The 21,074-nt window shown below is 72.0% G+C and carries 15 protein-coding genes; 3 read left to right on the top strand and 12 right to left on the bottom strand.

Features of this window, described 5'->3' with window-relative positions:
* A complete protein-coding gene (locus ACTVAJ_RS13325; protein ID WP_470388427.1) occupies window positions 1-2,172 on the bottom strand; it encodes a phage tail protein in 2,172 nt (723 codons plus the stop codon).
* 431 nt (window positions 2,173-2,603) lie between these two features.
* Entirely contained in the window at window positions 2,604-3,692 is a 1,089-nt protein-coding gene (locus tag ACTVAJ_RS13320; RefSeq protein ID WP_470388426.1) for a CDP-alcohol phosphatidyltransferase family protein, read from the bottom strand.
* 602 nt (window positions 3,693-4,294) lie between these two features.
* On the opposite strand from ACTVAJ_RS13320, the gene ACTVAJ_RS13315 reads away from it, so the two are divergent.
* Window positions 4,295-6,415: an acyltransferase family protein gene (locus ACTVAJ_RS13315; RefSeq protein ID WP_470388425.1), complete on the top strand. Its 2,121-nt coding sequence runs from the start codon at window positions 4,295-4,297 to the stop codon at window positions 6,413-6,415.
* 197 nt (window positions 6,416-6,612) lie between these two features.
* Here the strand turns inward: ACTVAJ_RS13315 and ACTVAJ_RS13310 are convergent, their stop codons facing one another.
* Window positions 6,613-7,377, bottom strand: a complete 765-nt coding sequence (locus ACTVAJ_RS13310; RefSeq protein WP_470388424.1) for a crotonase/enoyl-CoA hydratase family protein — start codon at window positions 7,375-7,377, stop codon at window positions 6,613-6,615.
* A 9-nt stretch (window positions 7,378-7,386) separates the two neighbouring features.
* Window positions 7,387-8,160 (bottom strand): SDR family NAD(P)-dependent oxidoreductase, encoded by a 774-nt coding sequence (locus tag ACTVAJ_RS13305; RefSeq protein ID WP_470388423.1) that lies wholly within the window; start codon window positions 8,158-8,160, stop codon window positions 7,387-7,389.
* A gap of 857 nt (window positions 8,161-9,017) precedes the next feature.
* On the opposite strand from ACTVAJ_RS13305, the gene ACTVAJ_RS13300 reads away from it, so the two are divergent.
* Window positions 9,018-11,258 carry a thiamine pyrophosphate-dependent enzyme gene (locus tag ACTVAJ_RS13300; RefSeq protein WP_470388422.1) on the top strand — a complete coding sequence of 747 codons (2,241 nt, stop codon included), beginning with the start codon at window positions 9,018-9,020 and terminating at the stop codon, window positions 11,256-11,258.
* Between the two features lie 193 nt (window positions 11,259-11,451).
* Here the strand turns inward: ACTVAJ_RS13300 and ACTVAJ_RS13295 are convergent, their stop codons facing one another.
* From ACTVAJ_RS13295 to rplM, 5 genes are all read right to left on the bottom strand, one after another.
* Window positions 11,452-11,949, bottom strand: a complete 498-nt coding sequence (locus tag ACTVAJ_RS13295; RefSeq protein ID WP_470388421.1) for a hypothetical protein — start codon at window positions 11,947-11,949, stop codon at window positions 11,452-11,454.
* A 201-nt stretch (window positions 11,950-12,150) separates the two neighbouring features.
* On the bottom strand, window positions 12,151-13,128 hold the full coding sequence (locus ACTVAJ_RS13290) for an ROK family glucokinase (protein WP_470388420.1): 978 nt from the start codon (window positions 13,126-13,128) through the stop codon (window positions 12,151-12,153).
* Between the two features lie 173 nt (window positions 13,129-13,301).
* Window positions 13,302-14,639, bottom strand: a complete 1,338-nt coding sequence (glmM, locus tag ACTVAJ_RS13285) for a phosphoglucosamine mutase (RefSeq protein WP_470388419.1) — start codon at window positions 14,637-14,639, stop codon at window positions 13,302-13,304.
* Between the two features lie 161 nt (window positions 14,640-14,800).
* On the bottom strand, window positions 14,801-15,310 hold the full coding sequence (rpsI, locus tag ACTVAJ_RS13280) for a 30S ribosomal protein S9 (protein ID WP_470388418.1): 510 nt from the start codon (window positions 15,308-15,310) through the stop codon (window positions 14,801-14,803).
* 37 nt (window positions 15,311-15,347) lie between these two features.
* The gene (gene rplM / locus ACTVAJ_RS13275) at window positions 15,348-15,797 is read right to left on the bottom strand and encodes a 50S ribosomal protein L13 (protein ID WP_358565357.1); all 450 of its coding nucleotides are present in this window, start codon (window positions 15,795-15,797) and stop codon (window positions 15,348-15,350) included.
* A 969-nt stretch (window positions 15,798-16,766) separates the two neighbouring features.
* Here rplM and ACTVAJ_RS13270 point away from each other — a divergent pair.
* Window positions 16,767-17,996: a hypothetical protein gene (locus tag ACTVAJ_RS13270; protein WP_470388417.1), complete on the top strand. Its 1,230-nt coding sequence runs from the start codon at window positions 16,767-16,769 to the stop codon at window positions 17,994-17,996.
* A gap of 456 nt (window positions 17,997-18,452) precedes the next feature.
* On the opposite strand, the gene truA is transcribed toward ACTVAJ_RS13270, so the two are convergent.
* The 3 genes from truA to ACTVAJ_RS13255 all read right to left on the bottom strand — a co-directional run bounded on the left by truA (window position 18,453) and on the right by ACTVAJ_RS13255 (window position 20,951).
* Window positions 18,453-19,298, bottom strand: a complete 846-nt coding sequence (gene truA / locus ACTVAJ_RS13265) for a tRNA pseudouridine(38-40) synthase TruA (RefSeq protein WP_470388416.1) — start codon at window positions 19,296-19,298, stop codon at window positions 18,453-18,455.
* Window positions 19,299-19,396: 98 nt separating this feature from the next.
* Window positions 19,397-19,858 (bottom strand): 50S ribosomal protein L17, encoded by a 462-nt coding sequence (rplQ, locus tag ACTVAJ_RS13260; protein WP_470388415.1) that lies wholly within the window; start codon window positions 19,856-19,858, stop codon window positions 19,397-19,399.
* Between the two features lie 70 nt (window positions 19,859-19,928).
* Window positions 19,929-20,951 carry a DNA-directed RNA polymerase subunit alpha gene (locus tag ACTVAJ_RS13255; protein WP_470388414.1) on the bottom strand — a complete coding sequence of 341 codons (1,023 nt, stop codon included), beginning with the start codon at window positions 20,949-20,951 and terminating at the stop codon, window positions 19,929-19,931.
* Window positions 20,952-21,074: the final 123 nt, after the last annotated feature.

The following is a 21,074-nucleotide window of genomic DNA, read 5'->3' as shown; positions in this document are numbered from 1 at the left end:
TCAGAGCACTCCGATCGCTGACGCGTACTGGAGGGAACGGTTCACGGTGGCCGAGGTCGGCTCGGCCTGCGGATAGTTGTTGATCACCTGGATATGGGGGGCCGCCGCGTTCCCGCCGCTGACGGCCGCGTGGCGACGCACCTCCGGAGAGGGGGGCACGACGTGGGCGCCGATCTCGCTGGTGACGTCGCCGAGTTGTCCCCTCAGATCGGGAACCCTGTCGTCGATGCCGCTCATGAGGCCGTCCATGATCATGCGGCCGGCCGGGGTGAGCAGTCTGCGGTCGACCCGCTCGGGTCCCTTCACGTCCGGGATCATGTCGGTGATCTCGGAGAACTTGCTCCGCAGGGAGCCGATCATGTTCTCGACGCCGTTGATCAGACCACTGATGATGTTCTTTCCGGCCTGGAAGAGGAAGGTCCTGGCGTTGGAGAAGGCCTCCCTGACCCGGCTCGGGATGTCTCTGATCGAGGACATCAGGTCACTGATCCGGCCGACGACCCGGTCCCGCATGGCCGCGAAGGCCTGGACCGCGAGGTCGCGGGCCGCCGTGAAGGTGTTCACGATGCGGTCGCGGATGGCGGCCACGATCGCCACCGCACGGTCGCGCAGGGCAGTGACGACGGCGATGACACGGTCGCGCACGGCGACGAAGATCTCGACCACCCTCGCGTGGAACGCTGAGACCCGTTCAACGATCCACCTCACCGCGGAGCCGACGAGCTCGAGGATGCTGTTCCAGGCGGTGGAGATCAGTTCGGTGATCCAGGTCCAGGCGGTCTGGACGCCCAGGGTGATCGTCTGCCAGACCGTGGTCAGGAACTCGGCGATACCCTGCGCGACCGTCGTGATCTTCGTCAGCAACCAGTCCCAGACCTCGGTGGTGCGCTCCACCAGCCAGGTCCATGTGGCACCGATGAACGCCTTCACCTCGTCCCAGTAGGTGAACAGGATGAGGAAGGGGTGATGGGCGATGATCGCCTTGATCCACTCCCAGGCGGTCTCGATCAGGCCGACCAGTCCGTCCCAGAACGCCTGGGCTTTCTGCTTGAGCACGTCCCACATGGCGGGCAGCGTCTCGGTGAAGAAGCCCATGACCTCGCGGGCGATGCCCATGACGAAGGAGAACGCCTTGTCGACGATCTCTCGGAAGGTCTCGCTGTTGTTGTAGGCGTAAACCAACCCCGCGACCAGCGCCCCGAGCGCCGTGACGATGAGGCCGATGGGGTTGGCTCGCATGGCGCTGTTGAGAACGCGTTGTGCGACGGCGAGTGCCTTCTTGCCCACGGCGGCGACCTTGCTCGCCGCACCGGCGAGGGTGAGGTTCCGGGTGAAACCGGAAGCGTCGGAACCGGCGGAACGAAAGCCCGAGGCCAGATTGCGCAGAGCGTCGGTGCTCGCACTGAACCCTCTCGATACCACCGGGCCGGCGGTGTCGACCAGTTTGTCAGCCAGGGCACGACCAGCGTATTCACCTGCGTCAGGGAGGGTGGAGCTGAGCACCTCACCGACCTGGCCGCCGAACTGCTGAACGATCGGCGGCATGGTGGACAGGCCGTTCTCGATCATCTCGTTGGCCTTGGCCGCCAGCAGTTCACCACCCTGGCGACCGGCGGCCTCGGCACCCTCGGTGATCTTCTCCTTCAGGAACTCCCCGGCCTTGCTTCCGATGCTGTCCGCTACGCTGGCGACCCCCTCCAGGCCGTTGGCGATCCCGGCCCTGGCTGCGCCGCTGAGCCGGGAACCCAGTTCCCGTCCGCTGACCAGGCCGATGGACGGCATCCGCCCCTGGAAGATGCCGCCGACGGTGGAGACGACACCCTCCACGATCCCGGGGAGCCGCTCGACCCCGCGCTCGACCAGCGACATGGCGCCGTCGGAGATCATGGTTCCGAGTTCGTTGCCGAGTGCCTCACCCGCCTCAACGATCGTCGAGCTCAGCGCTGAGGCGGCCTGTTCTCCCAGAGCCTGCACCGCTGCTGGTGTTTCGGACAGGGCCGAGGCGATGTTTCCCGAAACCGCCTCCGCGAGCCGGGCGCTCACCTCGCTCCCCACTCGTTGGCCCTCTTCGGGCAGGCCGGACAAGCCCTCCTGGACCTGCTGCCTGATCTGTTCGCCGAACGCCTCAAGCTCGGGAGTCAGGTCGATGCTCGCGGTGACGTCGCCGGGCATGGCTCACCTCTTCTTCTCTGTAGACACGGGAGGGGCCCTGTGCGTGGGAAGAAGGCAGCGACGACGCGGTCACCGGCGGCCGCGGCGTACGACAAAACGTCGTCGGGGCGGAGAGACCGGGAGGTGCGCGGGGCCCTGTGAGGCGACGGTGGGTCACCCGTGAGCGCGGCGCGGAGGCGTCGGACTGGGGGTTACAGGGCCCCGAAAACACGAAAACCCGGCTCTGGGCCGGGTTGGATACACCTGTGGTGCTGCGACAGATCGTGCCACACGGGTTGGAGCGGGCGCAAGATCTGAATCCACATCATTTCCGTGTCAGGATCCTCTCCGCAGGTGGTGGCGGCCGAATCCGTCACCCCGACCACACGGGGAACGACGGTGGGGTCGGCACACGTGTGCCGACCCCACCGGACCGTCGGGAGCGCTCCCGGTCAGGCCGCCGGACGCTGCTCCTCGGGGTCGAGCGAGGCCAGCACCGCGTTGATGTCACGGGTGACCCGGGTGAAGGCGCGGGTGGACAGCCACAGCTTGTAGATGATCACCAGCTCGAAGGAGAGCATCAGGAAGCCGGACGCGGCGATGGTCACGAGCATTCCGGTGGTGGAGAACAGACCGACCAGCGGGGCCACGATGAACACGCCCATCTGGAACTCGATGCCGCTGAACAGGTGCGGGCGGATGCGGTTCTCCCGCAGAACGTCGCGGACGCGCCGGTACCAGGGGAAGCGCCGGTGGAAGCCCTCCTGGAGGGCGGTGCTCTGGATCTGGCGCGCCTTGCGCCCCGGGGTGGCCGCGGTGGCGGCGGTGGCGGCGGTCTGCTCCTCCTCCCCGACGGCGGGCGAGGTCCGCACGATGGGGCTGACGGGGCGTTCCGGCGCGGTGATCCGCTCGGCGCCGCCGACAACGACCCCTCCCTCGTCGTCGGCGTCGTCGGCGTCGCCGGTTCCGAACCGGGCCGCCAGTTCGCGGACCTCTCTGCCGCCCTCTCCGTCGCCGTGCTCCGCCTCACGGATGGCCTGGACCATGTGCTTGCGCATCGTGGTCCGCACCTTGGCCATCTGCGGCGAGTTGAGGTAGCGGAACATGTCCGTGAACACGATGCCCAGGGTGAACCAGAGGAAGACCGGGTTCCCGGAGTCGGCGAACTGCCCGCCCATGAGGGCGACGGCGCAGATCAGGACCCGGATGCGGTCGAAGACGTAGTCCAGCCAGCTACCGAACACCGACCCGTTCCCCTTGAGCCGGGCGATCTTGCCGTCCATACAGTCCAGGACGAAGCTCAGGTGGAACAGGACCGCCCCGGCCAGCAGCCAGTACCAGTCGGCGAGGAAGAAGCAGACGGCCGCCATCACACCCAGCACCAGCGCCGCCAGGGTCAGTTGGTTGGGGGTGAGACCGGTCCGGTTCGCGGTGACCCTCACCAGCCGTGAGGCGAGGGGATCGACCAGCCAGACGGTCCACCACGAGTCACGTGTCTTGTAGGTCTGTTCTTGTACGTCACGAAGGGTGAACGCGGACATGGGAAAGGCTCCAGGCACGGTGGACGACGGTTCAGGTTCGTCGTGCGGCAGCGGGAACGCACGAGCACCGTGGGCGCGGGATCAGGGCGCGGGGACGGGGATGCCGCCCGAAGAGGGCGGCGTCACCCCGGTGATGCTGAATTGACGCCCCGTCATCCTCCGGGGTTCACCAACGCGCACGACAGTGACCCGAATCGATACCTATGACGATGACCAGCCCTATCCCCGATGACATCAACAGAACGTCAGCGTGACATCACGACGGCGGCGCTCCCGCACCTGCCGAGCCGTTCCGCCCCGACCACCGCGAACGCCGGAATGTGCCCCATGTCTCCGCTTGCGACGTCAACCCCGGAGCCCCGTGTGACGCGAGACACCAGCTTTTCCCACCTGCGGCTACGCGCACACACAGATTTCATCTCGACTCGACAACATGAGCGGTGCGTCCCACGGGCGGGTGACGGGCCCCGCTGATACTGGACCGGCAGGGTGCGCCCCCGGTCAGCGGCCATCGCCACAGCTCCGGCACCGCACCAGGTCCCCCACCGAGGGACCTCCACCGCGCCCCCTGCCTCCACCTTCGCCCAACCCGAGGCTGACTCGTGCCCGATCCTGCCCTGAACCGCGCCACCGACACGGTTGCCACGCCCTCGACCACCCCCGTCCGCCGACGCCGCTCCGACATCGAGGGGCTGCGCGCCGTCGCCGCGCTGCTGATCGCCGTCTACCACATCTGGTTCGGCAAGGTCTCCGGCGGCGTGGACGTCTTCCTCGTACTCACCGGTTTCCTCATCACCGGATCCCTGGTGCGCGCGCTGGAACGCGACGGGCGGATCGCGTTCGGGGCGTTCTGGGCCAAGCTCGTCCGGCGCCTCTTCCCCGCGGGCGCGGTCGTCCTCGGCACGGTCCTGGTCGGCACCCACCTGCTCCTGCCCAGGTCGCGGTGGACCGACGTCATCGCCGACGTGCAGGCCGCCGCTCTGTACCACGGGAACTGGCACCTCGCGCTGGGCTCGGTCGACTACATGGCGGAGAACGGCGCCGCCAGCCCGGTCCAGCACTTCTGGTCGCTGGGCGTGCAGGGGCAGTTCTACCTGCTGTGGCCGCTGCTGCTCACGGTGGCGGGGCTCGTGGCCGCGGCGCTGGGCGCACGGGTCCGCACGGCCGCGGCGGTGGCGCTGTCCGCCGTGTTCGCCGGGTCGTTCGGGTACTCGCTGTGGATCACGGCGAACGAGCCCGTCTGGGCCTACTTCGACACCGGCGCCCGCCTGTGGGAACTGGCCCTGGGCGGGCTGCTCGCCCTCACCCTGCCCCGGATCCGCCTGTCCTCCCGGATCCGCGGCGCCGCGGGATGGATCGGACTGACGGCCCTGGTCCTGTGCGGCGTCATCGTCAGCGACCGCCTGCCCTACCCGGGGCTCGCGTCACTGTGGCCGACGTTCGCGGCGGTGCTGGTCATCGTGGCCGGTGCCGGTACGGAGGTCGGGCGGCTGTCCGCCAACCGGCTCCTGGGCTGGGCGCCGCTGACCTGGCTGGGCGGGCACGCCTTCACGCTGTTCCTGTGGCACTGGCCGATCCTGGTGTTCTACCTGGAGGTCACCGGGACCGAACGGCCCACGCTCGGCGGCGGACTGCTCGTGCTCGCCCTGTCCTTCGCGGCCGCACTCGCCACGAGCTGGGTGGTCGACGGCGGACTCACCCGCCTGACCCGGACCAGGACGGCCCCGTCGTGGTCGCTGGCGGCCGGGGTCCTGTTCGTCGTACCCGTGCTGCTCGGCGGCCTGGTGTGGAGCCAGGCGATCCAGCGCGACCAGGAGCTGCGGCTGGAGCTGGCCACCGACCCCACCGCCTACCCGGGCGCGGGCGTGCACCTGAGCCCGGCGCTCGCCGAGGGACTGCCCGACCTGCCCGTGTACCCCGACACGACCACGGTCGCGCGCGACACCGTCGACCAGACCCGGGCCTGCAACGCGCTCATCGACGACACCGAACTCGTGCGGTGCGAGGCCGGGGACACGGAGGGCGGCTACACGATCGCGCTGGTCGGCAGCTCGCACGCCCGCCACTGGTTCCAGGCGCTCGACACCCTGGCCGGGCGGCACGGGTGGCGGCTGGTCGTGATGACCAAGAACGCCTGCCAGTTCAGCACGGCGGACCACACCTACCGGGGCGAGGCGTTCGAGGAGTGCGACGCGTGGAACGACCAGGTCATGGCCGAGCTGCGCGACCTGCGGCCCGACGCCGTGTTCACCACGGGCACACGGACGCGGACCGGGGCGGACCGGCCGGAGCACGTGCCCGACGGGTACCTCGACCGGTGGCGTGAGCTGGACGGGCTGGGCATCGACGTGGTGGCGGTGCGCGACACACCGCGGTTCGGGTTCAACGTGCCCGAGTGCGTCGACCGCAACGGTGCCGGCTCACCGGAGTGCGCGGAGCGGCAGTCGTACTCCATGGCGAGCACGTCCCCGGCCAACGCGTTGGAGGACGTCCCGGCCAACACGACCCTCGTGGACATGACCGAGTACCTGTGCTCGGACGGCCTCTGCCCGGGGGTGATCGGCAACCAGCTGGCGTACTACGACACCAACCACATGTCGCACGCGTTCTCGCGCTCGATGGCGACCGTGCTGGAGCCCGACCTGCTCGACGCCCTGCCCGGGGCTCCCGAGGCGGACGCGAGCCTGGTGGAGTCGGCGGCGGGGCTGTACGAGGAGCCGTAACCGCGCTTGTTCGGAGCCCCGCTCCGCTCCGGCCCGCGTTCGGGTGCCCCAGGAGCCGGGGATCGCTCCTCCTCGTGCCCGCCCGCCGCCCGTTCCCCGTTCGCGGCCCGACCCGTCGTGCACGGCCCCGGCGGCGCCCGAACGACGGCGGCCGCCCCTCCTCCGGGAGGGACGGCCGCCGTGTACGCGGGGCGGGACTACTCGCCCTTCCACACGGGGGCGCGCTTCTCGGCGAAGGCCGCGGCGCCCTCCATCGCGTCCTGGCTGACGAAGACCGGGCCCGCCAGCTCGTTCTGCCGGTCCCACATCTCCTCGGCGGACCAGTCGTCGGAGGACTGGATGACCTCCTTGGACACCTTCAGCGCCAGGGGGCCGTTCGGGGTGATGCGGGAGGCGAGCTCCCTGGCCCCGGCCAGGGCTCCGCCGCGGAGCGTCACCTGGTTGACCAGGCCGAGCTCAGCCAGGCGCGTGGCGTCGACGAAGTCGCCGGTCAGGGCCATCTCCATCGCGATGTTGCGCGGGATCCGGTGGTGCAGGCGGAGCAGTCCGCCCGCGCCCGCCACGAGGCCGCGTTTGACCTCGGGGATGCCGAACCTGGCGTCGTCGGCGGCGACCACCAGGTCACAGGCGAGGACCGCCTCGAAACCGCCCGCGAGGGCGAACCCCTCGACCGCGGCGATGAGCGGCTTCCTCGGCCCGCGTTCGGCGAAACCGCCGAACCCGCGGCCCTCGACGAGCGGCAGCTCGCCCTTCATGAACGCCTTCAGGTCCATCCCCGCGCAGAAGGTACCGCCCGCGCCGGTGATGATGCCGACGCTCAGGTCCTTGCGGGCGTCCAGGTCGTCGAGTGCCTCGGCGATCTGCCGGGCGACGGCGGCGTTGACCGCGTTCTTGGCCTCGGGCCGGTTGATGGTGATGACGGCGATGCCGTCCTCATCCGTGTAGAGAACCTCGTCGGACACGAAGACCCCCTACTTCGGCGGCATGCGCAGGGCGCCGTCGATGCGGACGACCTCGCCGTTGACGTAGCTGATCTCCAGCAGGGCGCGGGCCAGCCTGCCGAACTCCTCGGCGGTGCCCATGCGCTTGGGGAAGGGGATGGGCGCGGCGAGGCGCTTCTTGAACTCCTCGGCGCCCTCGCCCTCACCGTAGATGGGGGTCTCCAGGATGCCGGGGGCGATGGTGTTCACGCTGATGCCGACCGCGGCGAGGTCGCGCGCGGCGGGCAGGGTCATGCCGATCACGCCGCCCTTGGAGGAGGAGTAGGCGATCTGGCCGATCTGGCCCTCGATACCGGCCAGGGAGGCGGTGTTGACGATGGAGCCGCGCTCGCCGTCCTCGTTGAGCGGCTCGGTCTTGGCGATCTCGGCGGCGGCCAGGCGCAGCACGTTGAAGGTACCGATCAGGTTGACCTGGATGACCTTCTGGTAGCTGTCCAGGTCGTGCGGGTTGCCGTGCCGGTCCACGGTGCGGGTCGCCCAGGCGATCCCGGCGCAGGAGACGGCGGCGCGGAGGGGCTTGCCGGTGTCGACGGCGGCCTGGACCGCAGCCTTGACCTGGTCCTCCTTCGAGACGTCGGTGCTGACGAAGACACCGCCGATCTCCTTGGCGATGGCCTCGCCGCGCTCGGCGTTGAGGTCGGCGATGACGACGGTCGCACCGGCGTTCGCGAGTTCCTTGGCGGTGGCCTCACCGAGGCCGCTGGCGCCGCCCGAGACGAGGGCGGAGATTCCGTTCAGATCCATGGGCCGCACTCTACAGACGATGTGACCCACGCACTAGAACCGGGTTCGGTTTTTCGCGGGGAGCCCTCGCGGACCCGCCCCCTCGTGCCGGGCCGGACGCGGGTGAGGCCGCGCGGACGGCCGAAGCCGCCTGGTCGGGGCGGGTCGGCAGCCCACAGGTCACCCTCGGACGCCGGGCGCGGCGCGGCGACTCGCGGCACCGCGTGTCTGGGAGTGTAGGGGGTCGTGCGCGCGGGGGCGGCACGTGCGGCCGGAGCCCGCTGACAGGGGGCGGGGCGGGGAGGGCCTTCGGGCAGCCCGGGGCAGGGCCGAGGACCGCACGGCCGGGATGAGCCGTGCCGGCGGGTCCTCGCCCTCAAGGTTCGCGTCGTCGGCCGCGCACCCGGGCGGTTTGCCGCCGTCACCGGGCCTGCGTACCCGGTCGTCGTTGGCGACGAGGAGCAGGACACGCCCATGGAACGGGTGCGCCCTTCCGCGAGGGCACCCCGGGCCGAGAGCCGGGTGCTCCGCTCCCCCGGTGCGCACCGCGTGTCGCGTGGAACCGGGCCGACGCATCCACCCGGCCGGAGGAATCGGCGTCGGCCCGCACCAGGCGCCTTCCTCCGGGAATGCGGAACCGGATCCCCGACCGGAGCCGAGACGCATCCGTGGGGTCGTCGCCCTCCTCCACTCCGCCCGCGGGCACCACGTCACCCCCGGGTCGGTCCGGCGGGCCGTCCGCGCGTACGCGGGGGCGGCCCGCCGAACCCGATGCCCCGCCGGGTCTTGGCACGCGGGCCGGGGGGAACCATCGTGGAGGAACACACGCACGCCGACCGCTGCGGCCCGAACCCGACGGACACGGAGGACTCCACCCGATGAGCGACGCAGGCGGCCCAGCCGCCGTCGACCGGCACTTCCGCGACACGGTCACCGCCCTGACCCCGGCCCGGCCGCGCCCGACAGCGGCACCGATCACGCCCGACAGCCCGGTCACCGGCGACGACCTGCTGCGGATCTTCACCGCCCAGGCGGGCAGCCGACAGCTCGACTTCACCGCCCGCGAACTGGGCGCCCGGAGACAGGGCTTCTACAGCATCGGATCCGCCGGCCACGAGGGCAACGCCGCGGTCGCCGCCGCACTGCGCCCCACCGACCCCGCGCTCCTGCACTACCGCTCCGGTGCCTTCTTCCTGTACCGCGGCGGCCAACTCCCCGGACAGCAGCCGCTGTGGGACGTCCTGCTCGGCGTCGTCGCCGCCGCGGAGGAACCGATCAGCGGCGGCCGGCACAAGGTGTTCGGCAGCAGACCCGCCGCCGTGATCCCCCAGACCTCGACCATCGCCTCGCACCTGCCGCGGGCGGTGGGCCTGGCGTTCGCCGTCGAACGCGCGGCACAACTCGGGGTGGAGACCGCATGGCCGACCGACGCCGTGGTGGTGTGCAGCTTCGGCGACGCCTCGGCCAACCACTCCACGGCCACGGGCGCGATCAACGCCGCCCTGCACTCGGCCCACCAGGGCATCCCCATGCCCGTCCTGTTCGTGTGCGAGGACAACGGCATCGGGATCAGCGTGCGCACCCCCGCGGAGTGGATCGACAGCGCCTACGGCCACCGGCCGGGCCTGCGCTACTTCGACACCGACGGCAGCGACCCCCTGGACGCGCTGACGACGGCCGCACGCGCCGCGGACTGGGTGCGCACGAACCGGGCGCCCGCGTTCCTGCGGCTGCGGACCGTCCGTCTCATGGGCCACGCCGGGTCCGACGTGGAGACCGCCTACCGGAGCCGGACCGAGATCGCGGCGGGCCTGGAGCACGACCCGCTCGTGGGCACCGCGCGCCGTCTGGTCTCCTCCGGCGTGCTCACCCCCGGGGAGGTCGTCGACCGCTACGACCGCATCCGCGACGAGGTCACCGAACTCGCCGAGAAGGCGTGCGCCCGGCCCAGGCTCCGGTCGGCGGCCGAGGTCGCCGCACCGCTCGCACCGCACAGCCCCCGGGAGGTGCGCGCCGACGCCGCGCGGACCGCGCCGGAGGCCGACCGGCGACGGGCCTTCCGAGGGGCGCCGCCCGAGGACGAGGGGCCGATGACCCTGGCCCAGGCCCTCAACGGCACGCTCGCCGACCTGCTGTGCAGGGACCGCGACGTCCTGGTGTTCGGTGAGGACGTGAGCCGCAAGGGCGGCGTGTACGGCGTCACGAAGGGGCTGCGCAAACGGTTCGGGGCGCGCCGGGTCTTCGACACGCTGCTGGACGAGCAGAGCGTCCTGGGCGCCGCCCTGGGGACGGCCCTGGCGGGCTTCGTGCCGATCCCCGAGATCCAGTACCTGGCCTACGTGCACAACGCCGAGGACCAGATCCGCGGCGAGGCCGCCACACTGTCCTTCTTCTCCCGGGGCCAGTACCGCAACCCGATGGTGGTGCGCATCGCGGGCTACGCCTACCAGAAGGGCTTCGGCGGTCACTTCCACAACGACAACTCGGTGGCCGCGCTGCGGGACATCCCCGGCGTCGTGATCGCCTCGCCCTCCCGGGCCGACGACGCCGCGCACATGCTGCGCACCTGTGTGGCGGCGGCGCGCGAGGACGGCCGGGTCTGCGTCCTCCTCGAACCGATCGCGCTCTACCACACGCGGGACCTGCACGAACCCGGCGACGGCGGATGGCTGGCGCCCTACCCGCGGCCGGAAACCTGGGACGCGCGGCACGCCGGGCTCGGCCGGGCCCGCACCTACGGCGACGGGGCCGACCTGACCCTGGTCACCTTCGCCAACGGGGTGCCCATGTGCCTGCGCGCGGCACGCCGCCTGGCCGAGCGGGGGATCCGCGCCCGGGTGCTGGACCTGCGCTGGCTCGCCCCGCTGCCCGCGGCCGACCTGCGCAGGGAGGCCGAGGCCACGGGCCGTGTGCTGGTCGTCGACGAGACCCGCCGCACGGGGGGCGTGGCCGAGGCGGTGCTGGCCGAACTCGTCGACGCGGGTTTCGGCGGCGCGATGGGCAGGGTGAACAGCATGGACAGCTTCGTCCCCCTGGGTCCGGCCGCCGACCGGGTACTGCTGAGCGAGGAGATGATCGAGGAGGCCGCCGAGCGGTTGGTGTCCGCCGACCGCAGGTGACCCCGCCCCGGGACACGAGGGGCTCCCCGAACGCGGGTGCGGCCGCACCGTGCCCCCGCGCAGGGCACGCGGGGCCCGCCCGGGCCGTCCCGGCGTCGAACGGCCCGGGCGGGGGTGACCGGCCACCGGTGTCACCGGAGTGTCGGCCCACCCGACGGTCCGGGCCCCCGCGGCACGGTACGGACGGACACCGTCACCAGGGCCACCAGGGAACGGGGTCCTCCTCCGGCGGGTCGGTGGGCTCGGGCTCCGGGCGCTCGGGTCCGGGGCGCTCGGGCTCGGGTTCCGGCTCGGACTCGGGCTCGGGCTCGGGTTCCGACTCCTCCTCGGACGGAGCGGACGGCTCGGACGGCTCCGCGGCGGGCGGGGACTCCGGAGACGGCGATGCCGAGGGCTCCCGCTCGTCGTCCTCCGCCGGGGAGGCCGAGGCGGTGGGCACGGCGCTCGGGGCCGGGGAGGCCGGGCCCGTGGCCGGGTCGGAGGGCACCTCCTCCGCCTGCCCCACACGCTGTCGGTCGTCCCCGCCGGTCTCGGGCGGGTTCTGGGAGACGAGGACGAAGACGAGCACTCCGGACATGGCGAGCACGCCCGCGGAGCAGGCGATCGCGGCTTGGAGGAGACGCTGGCGGCGCCGCTCGATACGGCGTGCCTCGCTTCGCCGGAGTCGCTTCGGATGAGGTGTGCGGGTCATCGCGTGCGTCGGCTTCTCTTGGGAGTCGGGGGCGGGCTCTGCCCCGCGGGGCGAAGAGCCCACGAAGTCCGGGCTACCTTACATAAGCAGGGCGTGAACTCGCACGTTACCCCTGGGGAACCCATGCCCTGCGGCACACGGGGGGAAGGACACCGCACGCGGTCGACACCGCGGACGAAACCGCCCCTCCGGGGCGCGGGTTCACTCCAACGCCTCCCTCGCCAGGTCGGCGGCGCCGATCAGACCCGCCTCGTTGCCCAGCGCCGCCGCGGCCACGCTCGCGGTCGGCCGGTAGCCCCGCCCGGTCAGGTTGCGTTCGAAGGCCGTCCGCGCCGGGCCGAGCAGCAGCTCACCGGCCTCCGACACTCCCCCGCCGATGATGAACAGCTCCGGGTCGAACGCGGCCGCCAGGTTGGCCAGGCCGGTCCCCAACCACGTCCCCACGTCCTCCAGGATCTCCACGCACGCCCGGTCGCCCTTGCTCGCCAGCTCGCTGACCAGGGGTCCGGTGATCTGCCTGACGTCGCCGCCCACGGCCTGGTGCAGCATCCGCGCCACGGGGGACTCGGCGCGCACCAGTTCCCGGGCCTCCCGGGTCACGGCGTTCCCGCTCGCGTACTGCTCCCAGCAGCCCCGGTTGCCGCACTCGCACCGGTGGCCTCCCGGTACCACCGCCATGTGGCCGAACTCACCGGCCAGCCCGTAGCGGCCGCGGTGCAGCCGACCGCCGAGGACCACCGCCCCGCCGATCCCGGTGCCCAGGTTCACCACCACGACGTTGTCCACGCCCCGTCCCGCCCCGGCGCGCACCTCCGCCCAGGCCGCGGCGTTGGCGTCGTTCTCCACCACGACCGGCAGACCGAGCCGGGCGGACAGGACGTCCCGCAGCGGCTCCCGGCGCCACGACAGGTGCGGGGCGAACAGGACGTTCGCGCGCTGCTCGTCGACGAACCCCGCGGCGCCCACCCCCACGGCGGCCACCGCGAACTCCCGCACCAGTTCGCGGACGACGCCGACGATCGTCTCCTCGACGACGGCCGGGCTCTTGCTCCGCTCCGGAGTCTCGGTCCGCAGGCGCGCCAGCACGCGCCCCCCGGCCGTGACCACACCTGCGGCCACCTTGGTCCCCCCGATGTCCACCCCGATCGTCAGGGTGTCCTCGGTCCGCGACTCCGCCATACGTTCCACTCCAGTGTCCCGACACGCGACGACCGGGGACCGACCACGCGGCCCCCGGTCATCACAACGCCCCCACGCCCCCGCCTCTGCCCCGCGGCCTGCTTTCTCGGAACGGTCACCCCAGGGGTCGCCGTTCGGGCCGAGGCTCAGCGGAGGCCCGGGGCACGCACCGCCTAGCCCAGCGCCGACCGCACGACGCCGGCCAGGCGCTCGGCCACGGCGGCGGCCTGCTCCTGCTCCGGAGCCTCGACCATCACCCGCACCTTCGGCTCGGTCCCGCTCGGACGGAGCAGTACGCGCCCGCTCCCGCCGAGCTCGGCCTCCGCCTCGCGCACCGCGGCGGCCAGCTCCTCGGAGTCGTGGGTCCGGGACTTGTCCACGCCGGACACGTTGATCAGCACCTGCGGCAGTCGCGTCATCACCTTGGCCAGCTCCGCCAGGCCCAGCTGGCGCCGCGCCATCGCGGCGAGCAGGTGCAGGCCGCACAGGACCCCGTCGCCGGTGGTCGCGTGGTCGAGCAGGATCACGTGCCCGGACTGCTCGCCGCCCAGGGTGAACCCGCCGCGCTTCATCTCCTCCAGGACGTACCGGTCGCCGACCGCGGTCTCCGCAACGGTGATGCCCTCGCGCTCCATCGCCAGTTTGAGCCCGAGGTTGGACATGACCGTCACCACCAGGGTGTCCTCGGCCAGACGACCCGCCTCCTTGGCCTCCACCGCCAGGATCGCGAGGATGTGGTCACCGTCGACCACCCGCCCCCCGGCGTCCACGGCCAGGCAGCGGTCGGCGTCACCGTCGTTGGCGACACCGGCGTCCGCGCCGTGCGTCAGGACCGCCTGCCGGAGCGCCTCCAGGTGCGTGGAGCCGCACCCCTCGTTGATGTTGAGCCCGTCCGGCCGGTCACCGATCGTCACGACCTCGGCGCCCGCACGGCGCAGCGCCTCGGGCGCCACCGCGGACGACGCGCCGTTGGCGCAGTCCACGACGACCTTCAGCCCGTCCAACCGGTGCGGCAGCGACGACAGCACATGCTCGACGTAGCGCTCCACCCCGTCGGTGGCGTCGGTGACCCGCCCGACCCCGTCGCCCTCGGCGGGGGTCGAGGGCACGCCGAGCATGCCCTCGATCTCCTCCTCCAGGGCGTCCTCCAGCTTCTGGCCACCGCGCGCGAAGAACTTGATCCCGTTGTCGGGGGCGGGGTTGTGGCTCGCGGAGAGCATGACGCCGAAGTCCGCGTCCAGCTCCCCGGTCAGGAACGCGACGGCGGGGGTCGGCAGGACGCCGACCCGGACGACGTCCACACCGGTGCTCGCCAGTCCGGCGACCACGGCCGCCTCCAGGAACTCACCCGAGGCCCTCGGGTCCCGGCCCACGACGGCCAGGGGGCGGCGCCCCTCCTCGCGGTCCGCGAGCACGCGGGCCGCCGCGATGGACAGCTCCAGAGCGAGCGAGGCGGTCAGGTCCCGACCGGCGACACCCCGTACACCATCTGTTCCGAACAGCCGTGCCACAGGCCACAGCCCCTTTCGAAAGCGGCGCCGCGTCCGGCGCCGGAGAAGAAGATCGACGTGGCGAGGACGCCACCGAACAAACGAAAAACCCGTACGCCGCCCCCGACTCGGGGACGACGCACGGGTGGAGACTCAGCCGAGCGAGCGTCGGCGCATGAGCACTAGCGCTTGGAGAACTGGGGAGCCTTGCGCGCCTTCTTGAGACCGGCCTTCTTCCGCTCGACCTCGCGGGAGTCGCGGGTCAGGAAGCCGGCCTTCTTCAGGGTCGGGCGGTTGTTCTCCGGGTCCAGCGACGCGAGCGCACGGGCGATGCCGTGGCGCAGCGCACCGGCCTGGCCGCTGGTGCCGCCGCCGTCCAGACGGGCGAAGACGTCGTAGGCGCCGTCGAACCCGAGGGAGACGAACGGCTCCTTGATGGTCTGCTGGTGGACCTTGTCCGGGAAGTACACCTCAAGGGGCTTCCCGTTGACCTTCCACTCACCCGCGCCGGGGGTGATGCGGACGCGGGCGACGGCCTGCTTGCGGCGGCCGGTCCCGGCGCTGGGGCCGGACGCGGTCGGAACGTAGGCGGCGGTCGCCTCGTCGGACTCGCTGGTGTACTCGGAGGGGAACTCCTCCGGGTTCTCCGCGTAGTCCTGGGCGACGTCTTCGATGCCGGTGGGCTCGGACACGGTTCTCCTCGTGCTTCCTGTCAGGTCTCGCGAACGCCTAGGCGGGCTGCTCGATCTTGCTGATTTCGAACGGCACCGGCTGCTGGGCCTGGTGCGGGTGCTCCGGCCCGGCGTACACCTTGAGCTTCTTGGCCATCTGGCGGCCGAGCGACCCCTTGGGCAGCATCCCCTTGACGGCCTTCTCGATGGCCCGCTCGGGGTTCTTCTCCAGCAGGTCGGCGTAGGCGACAGAACGCAGACCGCCCGGGTAGCCGGAGTGCCGGTAGGCACGCTTCTGGGCCAGCTTGTTGCCGGTCAGGGCGACCTTCTCGGCGTTCACGACGATCACGAAGTCGCCGGTGTCGATGTGGGGCGCGTAGTACGGCTTGTGCTTACCCCGGAGGAGCGTGGCAACCTGGCTCGCCATACGCCCGAGCACGAGATCGGTGGCGTCGACTACATGCCACTGACGCTGAACATCGCTTGGTTTGGGGCTGTATGTGCGCACGATCGTTTGCCTTCGCTCTTCAGTCGGCTGCCCCATCCCGCACTGGGATGGTGGACTCGTATTACGAAACGTCACCGCGGGTGCGGGACGTTCTTGGCCGGATGTCCCATGCCAATAAGGACGATCCGGAGGTGAGTGCGCAGACGATGGTGCGTGGATCGGCACCCGACTTCTCCGAGTCTGGGGCCCACGGCAACTCAACGCACAACGACGGAATATCCTACCTGGCCACCATGCGCAGGTCAAAGCCAGCGGCGGGGCAACCCGGCAAGACCACGCCTGGCGGGAAAGCGCCGGCACGGGGTCACATCCGTGACCTCTCCGCCTTTTATTATGCCTGTCGCCGGGAGTGCTTCGTCCTCCGTCCGCCCGCACGTTGGCTACGCTTGCACCGAAAGGCCGTCCTCCGCCCGTATCGACGGGCGTGGACGCGAATCGTGGAGACGCCCGTCACGGTAGCCCCGAGCAGGGATCCAACGGCCGTCCAGTCCCCCCTCTGAGCCTTCGGAGACACCCATCAGTACGCACCCGAACCAGCCGCAGCCCGGTCCCGACGGGTACCCCACCGGCCCGGAGAGCGGTGACGGACAGGACCTGCTCGGCCCCGCTCCGGCCCGGCCCGACGGTCAGCATCCCACATACGGCGGCCCTTCGCCGCACGGCGCGCCCGGCCAGCCGATGCCCCTCCCTCCCCACCCCGACGCGTACGGACAGCCGCACCCGCCGGCCCCGCCGACCGGCCCCCAGCCCGGATTCCCCACCGGGCACCTGGGGCCGAGCGGCCCCCAGGCACCGGCGCAGCACGGCCCGAGCGGCCCCCAAAGACCCGCACAGAACACCCCGAGCGGCCCCCAGACGCCCGGAGCGCCACGACCGTCGGCCCCGGGGGCACCGACCGGCGGCCAGCCGCCGACGGGCCCCGGAGCGCGACAGGCGCACGGCCCCGCTCCGACGGGCGGCCAACCCGGAATGGCACATCTCACTCCCGGCGGCCCGAACCCGGCTCCGGGCGCCCCCGGCCACCAGCCGCCCCAGTACCCGGGCGCGGCCCCGCAGGCCCCCGCCGGAACGCCTCCCGCACCCCAGGACCCGCGGCCCCAGCATCCCGGCACCGGCCAGCCGCCGTTCCCGCCGGGGCAGCCGGGGCAGCCGCCGTTCCCGCCGGGGCACCACGGCCACTCCGCACCGGGCGGCCCCGGGCAGCCTCCGGCGGCCCACCAGGGCACCGGAGGCCAGCCCGCCATGGCACCCCAGGCTCCGCCGCAGGGACCGCCGATCGGACCACCGCCGTACGCCCGGATGCCCGGTGCGCCCGGGCAGGGCCACCAGCCGCCGCCCGCCCCCCAGACTCCGCAACCGCCCGGATTCGCGGACCCCGTGGACACCGCCGGACCCACCCAGCACATCCAGGCGGTCCCCGCCGCTCCCGGCTCGCGCAACGACCGGCCGCTCTACCGCGACGAGGTCCCCGAGGACCCGGGAGCGGACACCGCGCAGTTCGACCTCCAGGACCTGGACGACTACGACGACTACTCCGACCGGCCGTCGGGCCGGTCCCGAGGGGCCGGCGGGGGAAGGACCAGAATCCTGCTCGTCGCGGGCTTCGTCGCGCTGCTCGTCGTCGCCGGCGGCGGCGCCTTCCTCTTCGCCCGGAACGGAGCCTCCTCCGGGGGCTCCTCCGACAGCGGCCCCGAGGGCCCGCTCGCCGCCGAGTCCCTGTTCCCCGAGACGGTCGACATCGGGGACGCCGGCACCTTCACCCGCGTGGCGGCCCAGGACACCGAGGACTGCGCGGCCGCCGCCCACGGCGGCTACGGCACCGTCCTCACCGAGCAGAGCTGCGAACAGGTCGTCCGCGCCTCCTACCTCAGCGACGACGAGACGCGCGCCGTCACGGTCGGGATCGCCACCATGGGAACGGAGGGCGAGGCGGTCACCGCCCAGGGCGAGCAGGACCTGGTCGGCGCCAGCTGGTTCGCCGGACTCGCGGGCGAGGAGGGCAGCAACGCCGAACGCCTCGGCTTCTCCGGCGGCTACGGCAGCAGCGGCCAGTGGGGCAACCACATCGTCTTCTCCCTGGCGGCCAACAGCGACGGCACCGACGCCGACGAGGACTCGGAGGTCGCGACCGAGCTCCAGACGATCGGCGAGGGCTTCCTCGACGAGGCCTTCGGCCTGCTCAGCGGAGGCGGGGACTGACGCACCGGCACAGACGGAGGGCACCCGGGATCCATCCCGGGTGCCCTCCGCGCGTCAGGGGGTTCCCGCCGCGTACGCGGGCTCGGCCGCGGCTCGGGGCGTGCAGAACCGGAACTCTTCGTCGTCGCCCCCGCCGGTCGCTCGTTCCCCGCTCGCGGCTCGGCTCCTCCCGCAGAGCCCGGTACGCCCTGCGCCCATGCGCCCTCGCGGGCTCGGCCGCGGCTCGGGGCGTGCAGAACCGGAACTCTTCGTCGTCGCCCCCGCCGGTCGCTCGTTCCTCGCTCGCGGCTCGGCTCCTCCTGCAGAGCCCGGTACGCCCTGCGCCCATGCGCCCTCGCGGGCTCGGCCGCGGCTCGGGGCGTGCAGAACCGGAACCCTTCGTCGTCGCCCCCGCCGGTCGCTCGTTCCTCGCTCGCGGCTCGGCTCCTCCTGCAGAGCCCGGTACGCCCCTCGCGGTCAGCTCGGCGGTGCCTCCCCGGGCAGCGTCCGTACCCTGCGGGTGGCGGTCGCGCGCCCGGCCAGTTCCTCGTCGGCCGGATAGCGCACCTCCTCCAGGCTGAGCCCCTCGGGACCCACCACGTGCACCGACGAGTCGCGCACTGCGGCGCCCAGAACCTCTCCCGGCCACGTGACCTCCCTGCGGCCGTCCCCGACCGCCAGGAGCGCGCCCACGAGCGCGCGGACCATGTTGTGGCAGAACGCGTCCGCCTGGATCGTCCCGCGCAGCAGGTAGCGGTCCGTGCGCTCCCACTCCAGACGCAGCAGTTCGCGGATGGTGGTGGCGCCCTCCCGCTTCCTGCAGAACGCCGCGAAGTCGTTCTCACCTACCAGGCGCGTCGCGGCCTCGTTCATCCGGTCCGCGTCCAGCGGGTTCCGGTGCCAGAGCACGTACCGCCGCAACAGCGGGTCGACCCCGTAGGGCGCGTCGCTCACCAGGTAGGCGTAGCGCCGGAACAGCGGCGAGAAGCGCGCGTCGAAACCGGGCGGCGCCAACCGCACCCCGGTCACCCGCACGTCCCTGGGCAGCACCCCGGCCAGACGGCGTGCCACCCGCTCCCCCTCGCTCTCCCAGACGGCCGCGGGGACGTCGGCCTGGGCCACCTGTCCCCTGGCGTGCACCCCGGCGTCGGTGCGCCCGGCACAGGTCAGCGAGACCGAGGGCAGCCGCAGTACCCGGGCCAGGGCGGCCTCCAACTCCCCCTGGACCGTGCGCCGGCCTGGCTGGGTCGCCCAACCGGAGAAGTCCGTGCCGTCGTAGGCGATGTCCAGCCGCAGCCGGACCGTCGTGTCGTTGTCGTCCATCGCACCCATCCCGGAGAACACGAGTGCCCGACCCCCACGGGATCGGGCACTCGACGAACGGTAGGCGCCGGGTTCGCACCCGGCAGCGCAGTCACGTCCTACTTGCTCTCGGAGCTCTCCTCGGCGGGGGCCTCGGCAGCCTCCTCGGCCGGAGCCTCGGTGGCCTCGGCGGCGGGGGCCGCGGCCGGAGCGGCCGGGGCGGCGAGCGCCTCGACGAGCTCGATGACCGCCATCGGGGCGTTGTCGCCCTTGCGCGGACCGATCTTGGTGATGCGCGTGTAACCACCGGGGCGGTTCTCGTAGCGCGGACCGATCTCGGTGAACAGCTCGTGCACGACCGACTTGTCCGTGATCTGCGTCAGGACCTGACGGCGGGCGTGGAGGTCACCGCGCTTGCCGAGGGTGATGAGCTTCTCGGCGTAGGGGCGCAGGCGCTTGGCCTTGGCCTCGGTGGTGCGGACACGGCCGTGCTCGAACAGCGCGGTGGCGAGATTCCGCAGGATGTGCCGCTCGTGAGCGGGCCCGGAACCCAGACGGGCGCCCTTGGTAGGCGTGGGCATGGTGTCGTTCTCCTAGTGATGCGGTCCGCGGCCGCACTCGGCCGGGGACCATGTGGGCGACGAAGGTCGGTTAGTACTGCTCCGTCTCGACGAAGGACTGGCCCTCGTCGTCATCGGAGCCGTAGGAGTCAGCCGCGGCGCCGGGGTCGAATCCGGGCGGGGAGTCCTTCAGGGACAGGCCCATGTCGACGAGCTTCTGCTTGACCTCGTCGATGGACTTGGCACCGAAGTTACGGATGTCCAACAGGTCCTGCTCGGAGCGGGCAACCAGCTCGCCGACGCTGTGGATGCCCTCACGCTTGAGGCAGTTGTACGACCGGACCGTGAGGTTGAGGTCCTCGATCGGCAGCGCCAGGTCCGCCGCGAGGGCGGCGTCCGTCGGCGACGGGCCCATGTCGATGCCCTCGGCGTCGACGTTGAGCTCACGCGCCAGGCCGAACAGCTCGACCAGGGTCTTGCCCGCGCTGGCGACCGCGTCCCGGGGACGGATGGCCGGCTTGGTCTCGATGTCGACGATCAGGCGGTCGAAGTCGGTGCGCTGCTCGACACGGGTGGCCTCGACCTTGTAGGTCACACGCAGGACGGGCGAGTAGATGGAGTCGATCGGGATGCGCCCGATCTCCTGGCCCGCCTGCTTGTTCTGCGTCGCCGAGACGTAACCGCGGCCGCGCTCGACCGTCAGCTCCATCTCCAGCTTGCCCTTGCCGTTCAGCGTGGCGATGTGCAGGTCGGGGTTGTGCACCTCGACACCGGCCGGCGGAGCGATGTCCGCGGCGGTCACCACACCGGGCCCCTGCTTGCGCAGGTACATCAGCACCGGCTCGTCGTGCTCGGAGCTGACGACCAGGCCCTTGAGGTTGAGGATCATCTCGGTGACGTCCTCCTTGACACCGGGCACGGTGGTGAACTCGTGCTCGACGCCCTCGATGCGGATGCTGGTGACAGCCGCGCCGGGGATGGAGGACAGCAGGGTGCGCCGAAGCGAGTTGCCGATGGTGTAGCCGAAGCCCGGCTCCAGCGGCTCGATGACGAACTTCGAGCGCAGGTCCGAGATGGCTTCCTCGGTCAGCGTGGGACGCTGTGCGATCAACATGGTCCGTGTCTTCCCTTCCACATGGCCGACCGCTATTTGACGGCCATCGGACGGACACCGCACGGGTCGGCGGTGCCCACTACTCGGATTCCTACCCAGCCCGCGCGGCCCCGACGGGGCCGT

It is taken from the genome of Nocardiopsis sp. KDC1DS13DA1, from assembly GCF_055632325.1.
The sequence above is the reverse complement of the archived record's forward strand: the minus strand, read 5'-3'. Positions and strand labels throughout refer to the sequence as shown.

Excerpts from the sequence above, each read along its gene's own strand:
- ACTVAJ_RS13325 (WP_470388427.1), bottom strand. The coding sequence starts at position 2,172 with ATGCCCGGCGACGTCACCGCGAGCATCGACCTGACTCCCGAGCTTGAG.
- ACTVAJ_RS13320 (WP_470388426.1), bottom strand. The coding sequence starts at position 3,692 with ATGTCCGCGTTCACCCTTCGTGACGTACAAGAACAGACCTACAAGACA.
- ACTVAJ_RS13305 (WP_470388423.1), bottom strand. The coding sequence starts at position 8,160 with ATGGATCTGAACGGAATCTCCGCCCTCGTCTCGGGCGGCGCCAGCGGC.
- ACTVAJ_RS13300 (WP_470388422.1), top strand. The coding sequence starts at position 9,018 with ATGAGCGACGCAGGCGGCCCAGCCGCCGTCGACCGGCACTTCCGCGAC.
- ACTVAJ_RS13295 (WP_470388421.1), bottom strand. The coding sequence starts at position 11,949 with ATGACCCGCACACCTCATCCGAAGCGACTCCGGCGAAGCGAGGCACGC.
- ACTVAJ_RS13290 (WP_470388420.1), bottom strand. The coding sequence starts at position 13,128 with ATGGCGGAGTCGCGGACCGAGGACACCCTGACGATCGGGGTGGACATC.
- ACTVAJ_RS13270 (WP_470388417.1), top strand. The coding sequence starts at position 16,767 with ATGGCACATCTCACTCCCGGCGGCCCGAACCCGGCTCCGGGCGCCCCC.
- truA (WP_470388416.1), bottom strand. The coding sequence starts at position 19,298 with ATGGACGACAACGACACGACGGTCCGGCTGCGGCTGGACATCGCCTAC.
- rplQ (WP_470388415.1), bottom strand. The coding sequence starts at position 19,858 with ATGCCCACGCCTACCAAGGGCGCCCGTCTGGGTTCCGGGCCCGCTCAC.
- ACTVAJ_RS13255 (WP_470388414.1), bottom strand. The coding sequence starts at position 20,951 with ATGTTGATCGCACAGCGTCCCACGCTGACCGAGGAAGCCATCTCGGAC.